Origin of the sequence: Pseudomonas sp. MWU347 (genome assembly GCF_017947305.1) — a bacterium.
GTDB classification, from domain to species: Bacteria; Pseudomonadota; Gammaproteobacteria; order Pseudomonadales; family Pseudomonadaceae; genus Aquipseudomonas; species Aquipseudomonas putida_A.
In genome coordinates, this window is record NZ_JAFGZB010000017.1 from 40,816 (window position 1) to 53,714 (window position 12,899).

Here is a 12,899-nt window from a genome sequence, read left to right on the forward strand (position 1 = left end):
CGTCCTTCAAACAGTTTTCGGGAGGAGGCGCTCGAACAGCGCCTCTACAGTATTAAAGCGCTCTTCCGGGCGTTCCATCGGCACCTGGAACTTGAACATCGTGGCGCCTTCGAATTTGTAGCGTTTTGGCTGAGTCTGGATCAGTTTGATCAAGGTCATCGGGTCGACCGGCGTCTGCGCGGCGAACTCGATGCGTCCACCCTGCGGGCCACCGTCGACTTTCTTGATGCCCAGTTGTTCGGCCTGCAACTTCAGCGCGGTGATGCGCACCAGATTCTTGGTCGGCTCCGGCAGCAGGCCGAAACGATCGATCATCTCCACTTGCAGATCCTTCAGGCCTTCCTCGTCGGTGGCCGAAGCGATGCGCTTGTACAGAATCAGGCGGGCGTGAACGTCCGGCAGATAGTCTTCCGGAATCAGCGCCGGCACACGCAGGTTGACCTCCGGGCCACCGCCGAGCGGTTGATCGAGATTCGGTTGCTCGCCCTTGCGGATCGACTTCACCGCGCGCTCGAGCATCTCCATGTACAACGTAAAACCCACGGCCTGAATTTGCCCGCTCTGGCCATCGCCCAGCAGTTCGCCGGCGCCACGGATTTCCAGGTCGTTGGTCGCCAGCACGAAACCGGCGCCCAGATCCTGGGTGTTGGCAATCGCTTCCAGACGCTTTTCCGCGTCCGAAGTGATTTGCTGGCGTGGCGGCGTCAGCAGGTACGCGTAAGCCTGGTGGTGACTGCGGCCGACACGTCCGCGCAACTGGTGCAATTGCGCCAGACCGAACTTGTCGGCGCGCTCGATGATGATGGTGTTGGCGCTCGGCACGTCGATGCCGGTCTCGATGATGGTCGAGGCAATCAGCACGTTGAAGCGCTTGTGATAGAAGTCGCTCATCACCTGTTCGAGTTCGCGTTCGCGCATCTGTCCGTGACCGATGCCGATCCGTGCTTCCGGCACCAGTTCGGCGAGATCGGCAGCGCACTTCTCGATGGTCTTCACGTCGTTGTGCAGGTAGTAAACCTGCCCACCGCGCAGCAGTTCACGCAGCAGGGCCTCTTTGACCGTGCTCTTGTTCTGCTCCATGACGAAGGTGCGCACCGACAGGCGTCGCGCCGGCGGCGTGGCGATGATCGACAGATCGCGCATGCCCGACACCGCCATGTTCAGCGTGCGCGGAATCGGCGTGGCGGTCAGCGTGAGAATGTCGACTTCGCTGCGCAGGGCCTTGAGCTGTTCTTTCTGCCGGACACCGAAACGGTGTTCTTCGTCGATGATCACCAGACCCAGGTTTTTGATCTTCACGTCGTCGGACAGCAGCTTGTGCGTGCCGATGACGATGTCGATCTTGCCTTCCGCCAGATCGGCGATCGCCGCGTTGACTTCCTTGGCCGATTTGAAGCGGCTCATCACTTCCACGGTCACTGGCCAGTCGGCGAAGCGGTCGCGGAAGCTGTTGTAGTGCTGCTGGGCGAGCAGGGTGGTCGGCACCAGAATCGCGACCTGACGCCCGCCGTGCACGGCGATGAACGCGGCGCGCATCGCCACTTCGGTCTTGCCGAAACCGACGTCGCCGCAGACCAGACGATCCATCGGCTTTGGCGCGAGCATGTCTTCGCGCACCGCTTCGATGGTCGCTTGCTGGTCCGGCGTTTCTTCGAACGGGAAACCGGCGCTGAAGGTCGCGTAATCGGCTTTCGGGTCGGCAAACGCGTAGCCTTCGCGGGCGGCACGACGGGCATAGATGTCGAGCAGCTCAGCGGCGACATCGCGCACCTGTTCGGCGGCTTTGCGCTTGGCTTTCTGCCAGGTCTCGGAGCCGAGGCGGTGCAGCGGCGCCAGTGAGTCATCGCTGCCGGTGTAACGGGCGATCAGGTGCAGGTTGGCCACTGGCACGTAGAGCTTGGCGTTCTCCGCATATTCCAGGGTAAGAAATTCGGCCGCCTGGTTGTCGATCTCCAGAATCGTCAGGCCCAGATAACGTCCAACACCGTGATCGATGTGCACCACCGGCGCGCCTTCGCGCAGTTCGGTGAGGTTCTTGATTACCGCGTCGTTGTTGGCGTCGGCGCGTTTTTCCCGGCGACGACGCTGCATGACGCGCTGACCGAACAGCGGGCTCTCGGCCACCAGCGCCAGCGCCGGGTCATCGAGCATCAAGCCTTCGTCGAGCGGCGCGATGGTGATCGCCAGGCGATCCTTGCTCGAAACGAAGTCCGGCCAGCTGTCGACGGTTTTCGGCCGCAGCTTCAGCCGTTCCAGCAGCTCCAGCAGGACTTCACGCCGGCCCGCGGATTCGGCGGTGAACAGCACGCGTCCGGGGAATTCGTCGAGGAATGTCGAGAGCGCCGCCAGTGGTTGTGTGGCCTTGGCTTCGATCGCCAGGTTTGGCAGTGCCTGCGCCGGGAAGCGCTCGCGGCCGGCACCGGATTCGACGTCCTGCTGACTGGCGACGACCCGTGGCCAGCTCTTGAGGCGGGCGAAGCAGTCTTCCACCGGCAGGAACAATTCCGCAGGCGGCAATAGAGGGCGCGATGGATCGACGCGGCGCTCTTCGTAGCGATTGCGCACGTCGTTCCAGAAGTTTTCTGCCGCTTGTTCGATGCCCGGCAGCGAGAACACTTGAGTGTCCTGCGGCAGGTAATCGAACAGTGTCGAGGTTTCGTCGAAGAACAGCGGCAGGTAGTACTCGATACCGGCTGGGGTGATGCCGCTGCTCAAGTCCTGGAAGATCGGGCAGCGCCGGAAGTCGACGTCGAAACGCTCGCGGAAACGCGCCTTGAAGCGGGTGACCGCATCTTTCTGCAGCGGAAATTCTCGCGCCGGCAGCAGTTTGACCGAATCGACCTTGTCGATGGAACGTTGGTTTTCCGGGTCGAAGGTGCGCAGGGTTTCGATTTCGTCGTCGAACAGGTCGATGCGATAGGGCAGTTTGCTGCCCATCGGGAACAGGTCGATCAGCGCGCCGCGTACGGTGAACTCGCCGTGCTCGTAAACCGTATCGACGTAGCGATAGCCGCTGGCCTCGAGGCGCGAGCGCATCTGTTCGACATCGAGCTTCTGCCCGACATCCAGCACCAGACTGCTGCCGAGCAGGAACTTGGTCGGCGCCAGGCGGTGCAGGGCGGTGGTGATTGGCACCACCAGCACGCCGTGCGCCAGCTCCGGCAGCCTATATAGACTGGCGATGCGCTGGGAAATGATGTCCTGGTGCGGCGAGAACAGATCGTACGGCAGGGTTTCCCAGTCGGGGAAATGCAGTACGGGCAAATCCGGGGCGAAGAAACTCAGCTCCTGTTCCAGCCGTTCGGCACTCTGGCTGTCGGCGGTCAGTAGCAGGGTGAAGCGCTTGGCAGCGCTGGCAGCCTCGGCAATCGCCAGGCTGAGGGCAGCACCGGGCAGGTTGCCCCAATGCTGTTTACCTGCCGCGGCAGGGAGAAGCGGTAGACGCAGAACGGGCACGGAAGGTTGAGCTCCAGGCTTTGCGACAAAGTCGGTAATTGTAGCGGCGTCAGGTGCCGGCTGTCAGTTGCAGACTGCGTCTATCTTCGCGCTTTGCGCAAAATGTAGTGGTAACCATAAAAACGAGCACTTTTTTAGTGGTTATGTAGTGCCGAAATCGACTGGTGTTACGGAGGGTTACAGACATCGTCTAACAGTCGTCGAAAAATTGACTGCGCTGGAAGCCCCGGTTTTACTGGGCTGGCGCGGGGCGTAATTTTTTTGAACGGAATTTTGTTACCGATTGCGCGACAAGCGCGCATTGCTACAAGAGGTTCTCGGCGGCATAATGTAGCCCCTTTTTTCTGCCCCTACATGTGGAAGGTTCCCGTGACTCAGAAGCCCGACCAGTGTCTTGGTGAATGGATCGACCGTGAAGCACTCGCAGAAGCGATGATTCCGCTTATCGGTCAGCTCTACCGCAATAACAACGTGGTGAGCTCGATCTATGGCCGCAGCCTGATCAACCAGTCTGTCATCGCGATTCTCAAAGCTCATCGCTTTGCTCGCCACCGTTCCTCCGACGATAGCGAACTCTCCGTCCACGAAACATTCCCTCTGCTGAAAGCCATGAGCGAGCTCAAGCTCGGCGCGGCTTCGGTAGACCTGGGCAAGTTGGCGTTCAAATTCCGCAGCGAAGGCAACGGCCGCAGCGCCGAGCAGTTCGTTCGTGAAGAACTGGCTGACGTGGTTGGTCAGCAAAACGCTTCGGCCCGTAAAGGCACTGACGTTGTGCTGTACGGCTTCGGTCGTATCGGCCGTCTGCTGGCGCGCATCCTGATCGAGAAAACCGGTGGTGGCGACGGTCTGCGTCTGCGTGCCATCGTCGTGCGCAAAGGCGCCGAAAACGACCTGACCAAACGCGCCAGCCTGCTGCGTCGCGATTCGGTGCACGGTCCGTTCAACGGCACCATCGTCATCGACGAAGAAAACAACACCATCACCGCCAACGGTAACCTGATCCAGGTGATCTACGCGAAGAACCCGACCGAGGTGGATTACACCCAGTACGGCATCAAAGACGCGCTGCTGGTGGACAACACCGGAGTATGGCGTGACGCCGATGGCCTGGGTCAGCACCTGCAATGCCCGGGTGTCGCTCGCGTTGTTCTGACCGCGCCTGGCAAAGGCAAGCTGAAGAACATCGTTCACGGTATCAACCACAACGAAATCACCGCTGACGACAAGATCGTGTCCGCCGCTTCCTGCACCACCAACGCCATCGTGCCGGTGTTGAAGGCTGTGAATGACAAGTTCGGCATCATCAACGGTCACGTCGAAACCGTTCACTCGTACACCAACGACCAGAACCTGATCGACAACTTCCACAAGGGCGATCGCCGTGGCCGTTCCGCCGCGCTGAACATGGTCATCACCGAGACCGGTGCTGCCACCGCCGCTGCCAAGGCCCTGCCTGAGCTGGCCGGCAAGCTGACCGGTAACGCGATCCGCGTTCCGACGCCAAACGTGTCGATGGCCATTCTCAACCTGAACCTTGAGAAAGCCGCCAGCCGTGAAGAGATGAACGAGTACCTGCGCTACATGGCGCTGCACTCCGATCTGCACAAGCAAATCGACTTCGTCAACTCGCAGGAAGTGGTGTCCACTGACTTCGTGGGTTCGCGTCACGCCGGTGTGGTCGACGCTGAAGCGACCATCGTTCAGGACAACCGCGTTGTGCTGTACGTCTGGTACGACAACGAGTTCGGCTACAGCTGCCAGGTGGTTCGCGTGATGGAAGACATGGCCGGTGTAAACCCGCCAGCGTTCCCGCGCTAAGCCTTCGCTGCAAATGAAAACGCCCCGACTTAGGTCGGGGCGTTTTTTTATGCCTGCTGAATCTTTATTGCCTGTACCGGCCTCTTCGGGAGCAAGCCCCCTCCCACAGGTTTGGCGGTGTTCACACAATCATGTTGGCACCACCGGACCTTGTGGGAGGGGGCTTGCTCCCGAAGGCGTTTTATCGGGCGCCACCTGCCACGGCCGCTTGCGCAGTCCGCAGCTCATGCTTATTGCCACGGAACAGCACCAGCGTCGCAATCAGTCCCAGCACCGCCGCACCGCTGAGCCAGATCCCCGGCGCAGCCTTGTTGTCCAGCACATGGATCAGATAAGTACAGGCTGCTGGCGTGAAGCCACCAAAGGTCGCCGTCGCCAGGCTATAGGCCAGCGAGAATCCGGTGGTGCGCACTTCCACCGGCATGATTTCGGTCAGCGCCACCACCATTGCGCCGTTGTACGAGCCGTACAGGAACGACAGCCACAGTTCGACGATCAGCAGATGACTGAAGCTCGGGTTCGCCACCAGCCACGACAGCGCCGGGTAGGCGGTCAGGATCGCCAGAATCGTCGCCGCCAGCAGTAGGGGTTTGCGCCCGATCTTGTCGGACACCGCGCCCATCACCGGCAGCCAGAAGAAGTTCGACAGACCGATGCACACGGTCACCAGCAGCGCGTCGAAATCCGACAGATGCAGTTCAGCCTTGCCGAAGGTCGGGGTGTAGGCGGTGATCAGGTAGAACGAAACCGTGGTCATCACCACCAGCGCCATGCCGGCGATGACGATGCCAAAGTTCTGACCGATTGAGCGGACGATTTCCCGCAGGGTAGGGCGATGTTTGCGCGCCTGGAATTCCGGGGTTTCCTCCAGCGAACGACGAATGACGAAGATCACCGGAACGATCATGCAGCCGATCAGGAACGGCACGCGCCAGCCCCAGTCACCCATCTGTTCCGGGCTCAGCCAGTGGTTGAGACCCACTCCGAGCAGGCCGGCAAACACCACCGCCGCCTGCTGGCTGGCGGACTGCCAACTGACGAAAAAGCCTTTGCGGCCCGGCGTGGCGATTTCCGCCAGATACACCGAAACACCGCCCAGCTCGACGCCGGCCGAGAAGCCTTGCAGCAAGCGACCGAACAGCACGATCAACGGCGCTGCGACACCCAGAGTGGCATAGCCCGGCACGCAGGCGATCAGGATCGTACCGGCGGCCATCAACGCAAGGGTAATGATCAGGCCCTGGCGACGACCGTGACGGTCAATGTAGGCACCAAGGAAGATCGCGCCCAGCGGACGCATCAGGAAACCGGCACCGAAGGTGGCCAGGGACAGCATCAGGGAAGCGAAGGCGCTGTCGGCCGGGAAGAAGGTTTTGGCGATGGCCGTGGCGTAGAAGCCATAGACCATAAAGTCGAACATCTCGAGAAAATTGCCGCTGACAACGCGAAAAATCGCTTTGCCTTTGCCCGTGGTCGAGGACATTTTCAGTTACTCATTATTGGTTTCTTATGACGCGTTGCATCCGTTGGGGAGCGTGCGGGCCTTTGATCCATAATGGCTGGCGCGCTTTTATGGGGAGATGAAGAATTGTTCACTGGACGGTGGGTTTGGCTTGTGAGTGTGGCGGTTGTCCTCGCTGCCTGTGGCAACGGTGAGTCCATGGAAAGCTTTGGGGGCCCGACCATGGGCAGCACGTATTCGATCAAGTACGTGCGGCACTCGGGTATTGCCGAACCGGCGCAAGTTCGCCGGGAAGTGGAGGCTATCCTCGCGAAAGTGGATCGGCAGATGTCGACCTATCGCAATGACTCTGACATAGAGCGCTTCAATGCCTTGCCAGCGAACAGCTGTCAGACCATGCCGGCTGCCGTGCTCGAATTGGTCCGTGTCGGCGAACAGCTGTCGGAGCAAAGCGAAGGTTCCTACGACCTGACTGTCGAACCGCTGATGAACCTGTGGGGGTTCGGCCCGCAAGGGCGTGAAGAGAAAGTCCCCGACTCCGCCGCGCTGGCCGAAACCCTGCAGCGAGTCGGCTACCGCCATTTGCATATTGACGGCGACCGCTTGTGCAAGGACGGCGCTGTCGAAGTCGACTTCAACAGCATCGCCGCCGGTTACGCGGTCGACACCATCGCCGCCAGGCTCGAGTCGATGGGCATCCATGACTATCTCGCCGAAGCCACCGGTGAGCTAAAGGCCAAGGGCAAGAAGCTTGATGGCTCATCCTGGCGTATTGCGCTGGAAGAGCCGCGAGACGATCAACAGGTGGCCGAACGGATCATTCAGGTCGATGGCTACGGGGTGTCCACCTCCGGTGATTACCGCAACTATTTCCTGCAGAACGGCCGGCGCTATTCCCACACCTTCGATGCACGGAGCGGGGCACCGGTCCTACATAACCTGGCGTCAGTCACGGTAATTCATCCTTCAGCGTTGATGGCCGATGGACTATCGACGCTGTTGCTGATTCTCGGGCCTGAACGGGCTTGGGACTATGCCGAAAAACATGACATTGGTGCATTCTTCGTGATTCGTGCCGATACAGGTTTTGTAATCCGCACCAGTGCGGCTTTCGAACGCCTCAGTGGCGCAAAAGTTGACTGAAAACAGTACGAAAGCTGGCGTTGTAGTGCAGGCAAAAGTAGCCTACGACGCGACCAAGGGTTAATGTGCGCGGCGTTGACGCTTCTATAGACTGTGTCCGGGTTCTTTACTGACCCCCAATTGTTCCTTCGCGCCGCGATTCGGCGTGATTTAGCCGCCGGTGCTGCTGGCACCGCGGCCTGTTCTGAGGAGTACGCATGGCTGTCTACAACTACGACGTGGTGGTGTTGGGTTCCGGCCCGGCGGGAGAGGGCGCGGCAATGAACGCCGCCAAAGCGGGGCGCAAGGTGGCAATGGTCGACAGCCGTCGCCAGGTCGGCGGCAACTGCACCCACCTGGGAACCATCCCGTCCAAGGCCCTGCGTCACTCGGTGCGGCAGATCATGCAGTTCAACACCAACCCGATGTTCCGGGCGATCGGCGAACCACGCTGGTTCTCCTTCCCGGACGTGTTGAAAAGCGCCGAGAAAGTCATTTCCAAACAAGTCGCTTCGCGCACCGGCTACTACGCCCGTAACCGCGTCGACGTGTTCTTCGGCACCGGCAGCTTCGCCGACGAGCAAACCATCGAAGTGGTCTGCGCCAACGGTGTAGTCGAGAAGCTGGTGGCCAAGCACATCATCATCGCCACCGGTTCGCGCCCTTATCGCCCGGCGGACATCGATTTCAATCACCCGCGCATCTACGATAGCGACACCATTCTCAGCCTCGGCCACACCCCGCGCAAACTGATCGTTTACGGCGCTGGCGTGATCGGTTGCGAATACGCCTCGATCTTCAGCGGTCTGGGTGTATTGGTTGAACTGGTGGACAACCGCGGTCAGTTGTTGAGCTTCCTCGACTCGGAAATCTCCCAGGCGCTGAGCTACCACTTCAGCAACAACAACATCACCGTGCGCCACAACGAAGATTACGATCGCGTTGAGGGCGTCGATAACGGGGTTATCCTGCACCTCAAGTCCGGCAAGAAGATCAAGGCCGACGCCTTGCTCTGGTGCAACGGCCGTACCGGCAACACCGACCAGCTCGGTCTCGAAAACATCGGGGTCAAGGTCAACAGCCGTGGCCAGATCGAAGTCGACGAGGCCTACCGCACTTGCGTGCCGAACATCTACGGCGCCGGCGACGTGATCGGCTGGCCGAGCCTGGCCAGTGCGGCCCACGACCAGGGTCGTTCGGCTGCCGGCAGCATCGTTGATAACGGTAGCTGGCGCTTTGTGAATGACGTGCCGACCGGTATCTACACCATTCCGGAGATCAGTTCGATCGGCAAGAACGAGCAGGAGCTGACCCAGGCCAAGGTGCCGTACGAAGTCGGCAAGGCGTTCTTCAAGAGCATGGCGCGTGCGCAGATCGCCGGCGAGCCGCAAGGCATGCTGAAGATCCTGTTCCACCGTGAAACCCTGGAAGTGCTGGGCGTCCACTGCTTCGGTTATCAGGCGTCGGAGATCGTGCACATCGGTCAGGCGATCATGAGCCAGCCGGGCGAGTTGAATACGCTGAAGTACTTCGTCAACACCACGTTCAACTACCCGACCATGGCCGAAGCCTATCGGGTAGCGGCGTACGACGGCCTCAACCGGCTTTTTTGACGGGCTCCGGCCGGTGGCCTGAGCCGGCCGGGGAGACCGATTTCAGCAATTCTCAAGGGTGGCAGTGGCCAAACCGGGAAAGTCTGTAATCAGGCTGTCAACGCCGAAGTCAGCGAGTCTGCGCATCAGCGCAGGCTCGTTGACGGTCCACACCGAGACATGCAGCCCCTGACGCTGCGCCTTCTGCAGGCGTTCCGGCGTACACAGCGTCCAGTTCAGAGCCAGAATCTCACAGCCATAGCTGGCCGCGACCTTTAGCGGGTCGAGCCAGGCGTATTCGGCCACCAGTCCACGCGACACGTCCGGTACCAGGTCCAGCGCCGCTTTCAGCACTTCCCGCGAGCTCGAAGTGATGGTGACCTTGTCCAGCAGGCCATGACGCTGGGCCATTTCGCGAATCGCCAGTACGGTAGTCGCGGCGCGGGTGCGTGAAGCGCTTTTGACTTCCAGTTGCCAGTGCTCGAAATCACACTGCTCGAACAATTCTTCCAGGGTCGGAATCGGGCACGGTTTGATCCAGCCCGGGCCGCCCTTGCGCGCGTCGTAGGTCACCAGTTCGGCGGCGGTGTGCTCGACCACCTTGCCGCGCCGGTCGGTGGTGCGCTTGAGGGTCGGGTCGTGGATCACCATCAGCTCGCCGTCCTTGGACAGGTGCAGATCCAGTTCGCAACGGCGTACGCCGTGCTTGAGACATTCCTGAAAACTGGTCAGGGTATTTTCCGGTGCTTCGCCCTTGGCGCCGCGGTGGCCGTAGATGAGGGTCACGGTGCTTCCTTAATTTAAATGCCTGATTCGTTCTGTTCACGGGCCAGGCGTCGTTCCTGGGCCTGTTTCTGCAAGATATAGCGGGCGAGCAACTGGCGCTGGGCGTCGGTCAAGTGTTCGAACTCGGTGCCGACGTCGTAGCCGTCGCCCTTGCGATCGCAATGAGTGACGCGGGCGCGCAGCAGCAGGCCCAGTGCCTGCGGCATCAGCACCAGTTTCACCGACAGGTGTGCGCCAGTGGCAATCGGGGTCGGGTGCTGAAAGTCGATCCCGCCTTCGGAGATGATCACCGGTTGCGGCTCGCCGATATGGCCGAGCACGGTCAGGGCGACCACCTGGCTGAGCAGGTCGATGCGTTTGTTCTGGGATTTGAGAAACGCGGCGATCGCCCGGTCGCGCTCGCTGATCTGGCGTAACAGGTGCTGCGACTCGAATTCGCTCAGGTGCAGTTCGCTGAGCAGGTTGAACAGCGGGGAAGCATCCTGCAACACTTCCTGGCCTGCGGCTTCGGGAGCGGACAGGGGCCGAATTTCCAGTGCGATCATGTCCTCGATACGGTAGTATTCGCGGCGATCTTCTTCATCTAATGTCGACATGGCGAACCCATGGTAGCGGCGGTGGTCTGAGTGTAAAGCTGGTTATCGACCCCCGCCACAAGGACGTTTCTTTTCCCTCCGAACAAGCCCCGACATGTTCAGACCTCTCTTCGTATTTATCGGCACGCGTTATACCCGTGCAAAGCGTCGCAATCATTTTGTGTCATTCATTTCCCTGACTTCGATGATCGGGCTCGCCCTCGGCGTGATCGTGATGATCGTGGTGCTTTCGGTGATGAACGGCTTCGATCATGAGATGCGCACCCGCGTGTTGGGCATGGTGCCCCACGCAACTCTTGAAACCGGCGAACCGATCAACGATTGGCAGAGCCTGGCCGCCAAGGTCAAACGCAACCCTGAGGTGACGGCGGTTGCGCCGTTTACTCAGATGCAGGGCTTGCTGACCAACAACGGCCAGGTGTCCAAGGTGTTGCTCAACGCCATCGACCCCGCGCTCGAGCGCAATGTGTCGATCATCGACAACTTCATGAAGCAGGGCAAACTCGACGATTTGACGGCGGGCAGCTTCGGCATCGTCATCGGCGACAAGGCCGCGACCAAGCTCGGCGTGGGCCTCGGTGACAAGGTCACCTTCGTCGCGCCGGAGGTCAGCGTGACCCCGGCCGGGATGTTCCCGCGCATGAAGCGTTTCACCGTGGTCGGCATTTTTCATGTCGGCGCCGGTGAGCTGGACGGCTATCTGGGCGTCACCAACCTGCAGGATCTGGCGAAAATGCACCGCTGGAAGCCTGATCAGGTGCAGGGCATCCGGTTGAAGTTCGATGATCTGTTCCAGGCGCCGCGCGTGGCCTGGACCATCGCCCAGCAACTGGGCGAAGACCATTACTACGCCCGCGACTGGACCCGCACCCACGGCAACCTGTATCAGGCGATCCGCATGGAAAAAGCCATGATCGGTCTGCTGTTGCTGCTGATCGTCGCGGTGGCTGCGTTCAACATCATTTCCACGCTGGTGATGGTGGTAAATGACAAGAAGAGCGACATCGCCATTCTGCGCACCCTCGGCGCTACGCCGGGGACGATCATGCGCACGTTCATGGTGCAGGGCACCGTGATCGGCGTGGTCGGTACGGCGATTGGTGCGGTGCTCGGTATTCTCGCTGCGCTCAACGTCAGTGCGGCGATTTCCGCCCTCGAAGGGCTGATCGGCCACAAGTTCCTCAACGCCGATGTGTATTTCATTGATTACCTGCCGTCGCAGGTGCAGAGCCAGGACGTGGTCATGGTCTGCGCTGCTGCGTTGGTCCTGAGTTTCCTCGCCACCCTGTATCCCGCCTGGCGTGCTGCGCGCACCCAGCCGGCGGAGGCGCTACGTTATGAGTGAGTCGGGCATGAGTGATAAAGCAATCTTGAGCTGCCGCAAGCTGGGTAAGTCCTACGAGGAAGGCCCGGAGTCGGTGCAAGTGTTGGCCGGTCTGCAACTGGAGTTGCACCCCGGCGAGCGTGTGGCGATCGTTGGCAAATCCGGTTCGGGCAAAAGTACCTTGCTCAACCTGCTGGGCGGTCTCGACACGCCGACCGAGGGAAGTGTCTGGCTCGACGGCGAAGAACTGTCGGCGCTGAGCGAGAAGAAGCGTGGCCTGCTGCGTAACCGTGCCTTGGGGTTCGTGTACCAGTTCCACCACTTGCTGCCGGAATTCACCGCGCTGGAAAACGTCTGTATGCCGCTGCTGATCGGCAAGACCGCGATCCCGCAAGCACGTCAGCGCGCTACCGCGTTGCTGGAGCGGGTGGGGCTGGGCCATCGTCTGGAGCACAAACCGGCCGAGCTGTCCGGTGGCGAGCGCCAGCGTGTGGCCATCGCCCGTGCGCTGGTGAACAATCCAGGCCTGGTGATGCTCGACGAGCCAACCGGCAACCTTGATTCGCACACCGCCGAAGGCATCCAGGACTTGATGCTGGAACTCAGCACTTCAATGCGCACGGCGTTCCTGGTGGTGACTCACGACATGAACCTGGCCCGCCAGATGGACCGCGTCCTGCAGTTGCAAGAAGGTTGCCTGACCGCCATTTGACCGACCGAAACCCGGTGCCTGTGTAAGGCAT

The 12,899-nt window shown here is 60.6% G+C and carries 9 protein-coding genes; 5 read left to right on the forward strand and 4 right to left on the reverse strand.

Going from position 1 to position 12,899, the window contains the following annotated elements; genetic code table 11:
- Window positions 1-6: 6 nt before the first annotated feature.
- On the reverse strand, window positions 7-3,456 hold the full coding sequence (gene mfd / locus KCG87_RS26420) for a transcription-repair coupling factor (protein ID WP_096797171.1): 3,450 nt from the start codon (window positions 3,454-3,456) through the stop codon (window positions 7-9).
- Window positions 3,457-3,810: 354 nt separating this feature from the next.
- On the opposite strand from mfd, the gene KCG87_RS26425 reads away from it, so the two are divergent.
- Window positions 3,811-5,274, forward strand: a complete 1,464-nt coding sequence (locus KCG87_RS26425) for a glyceraldehyde-3-phosphate dehydrogenase (RefSeq protein ID WP_003226583.1) — start codon at window positions 3,811-3,813, stop codon at window positions 5,272-5,274.
- A gap of 181 nt (window positions 5,275-5,455) precedes the next feature.
- On the opposite strand, the gene KCG87_RS26430 is transcribed toward KCG87_RS26425, so the two are convergent.
- A complete protein-coding gene (locus KCG87_RS26430) occupies window positions 5,456-6,757 on the reverse strand; it encodes an MFS transporter (protein WP_096797170.1) in 1,302 nt (433 codons plus the stop codon).
- Window positions 6,758-6,829: 72 nt separating this feature from the next.
- Here KCG87_RS26430 and KCG87_RS26435 point away from each other — a divergent pair, with 72 nt between their 5' ends.
- Together KCG87_RS26435 and sthA are read left to right on the forward strand one after the other, a co-directional pair.
- A complete protein-coding gene (locus KCG87_RS26435; protein WP_210559150.1) occupies window positions 6,830-7,879 on the forward strand; it encodes an FAD:protein FMN transferase in 1,050 nt (349 codons plus the stop codon).
- A gap of 197 nt (window positions 7,880-8,076) precedes the next feature.
- Entirely contained in the window at window positions 8,077-9,471 is a 1,395-nt protein-coding gene (sthA, locus tag KCG87_RS26440; protein WP_003226580.1) for a Si-specific NAD(P)(+) transhydrogenase, read from the forward strand.
- 42 nt (window positions 9,472-9,513) lie between these two features.
- On the opposite strand, the gene KCG87_RS26445 is transcribed toward sthA, so the two are convergent.
- Window positions 9,514-10,236 carry a glycerophosphodiester phosphodiesterase family protein gene (locus tag KCG87_RS26445; protein ID WP_047600122.1) on the reverse strand — a complete coding sequence of 241 codons (723 nt, stop codon included), beginning with the start codon at window positions 10,234-10,236 and terminating at the stop codon, window positions 9,514-9,516.
- Window positions 10,237-10,250: 14 nt separating this feature from the next.
- Window positions 10,251-10,832 carry a PilZ domain-containing protein gene (locus KCG87_RS26450; RefSeq protein WP_007968195.1) on the reverse strand — a complete coding sequence of 194 codons (582 nt, stop codon included), beginning with the start codon at window positions 10,830-10,832 and terminating at the stop codon, window positions 10,251-10,253.
- A gap of 94 nt (window positions 10,833-10,926) precedes the next feature.
- Here KCG87_RS26450 and KCG87_RS26455 point away from each other — a divergent pair, with 94 nt between their 5' ends.
- Complete coding sequence (locus KCG87_RS26455) at window positions 10,927-12,177, forward strand: lipoprotein-releasing ABC transporter permease subunit (RefSeq protein ID WP_210559151.1); 1,251 nt, start codon at window positions 10,927-10,929, stop codon at window positions 12,175-12,177.
- Window positions 12,178-12,184: 7 nt separating this feature from the next.
- Window positions 12,185-12,868 (forward strand): lipoprotein-releasing ABC transporter ATP-binding protein LolD, encoded by a 684-nt coding sequence (gene lolD, locus KCG87_RS26460; RefSeq protein WP_210559152.1) that lies wholly within the window; start codon window positions 12,185-12,187, stop codon window positions 12,866-12,868.
- Window positions 12,869-12,899: the final 31 nt, after the last annotated feature.

Excerpts from the sequence above, each read along its gene's own strand:
- KCG87_RS26425 (WP_003226583.1), top strand. The coding sequence starts at position 3,811 with ATGTGGAAGGTTCCCGTGACTCAGAAGCCCGACCAGTGTCTTGGTGAA.
- KCG87_RS26450 (WP_007968195.1), bottom strand. The coding sequence starts at position 10,832 with ATGTCGACATTAGATGAAGAAGATCGCCGCGAATACTACCGTATCGAG.
- lolD (WP_210559152.1), top strand. The coding sequence starts at position 12,185 with ATGAGTGATAAAGCAATCTTGAGCTGCCGCAAGCTGGGTAAGTCCTAC.
- KCG87_RS26435 (WP_210559150.1), top strand. The coding sequence starts at position 6,830 with ATGGCTGGCGCGCTTTTATGGGGAGATGAAGAATTGTTCACTGGACGG.
- KCG87_RS26430 (WP_096797170.1), bottom strand. The coding sequence starts at position 6,757 with ATGTCCTCGACCACGGGCAAAGGCAAAGCGATTTTTCGCGTTGTCAGC.
- KCG87_RS26455 (WP_210559151.1), top strand. The coding sequence starts at position 10,927 with ATGTTCAGACCTCTCTTCGTATTTATCGGCACGCGTTATACCCGTGCA.
- sthA (WP_003226580.1), top strand. The coding sequence starts at position 8,077 with ATGGCTGTCTACAACTACGACGTGGTGGTGTTGGGTTCCGGCCCGGCG.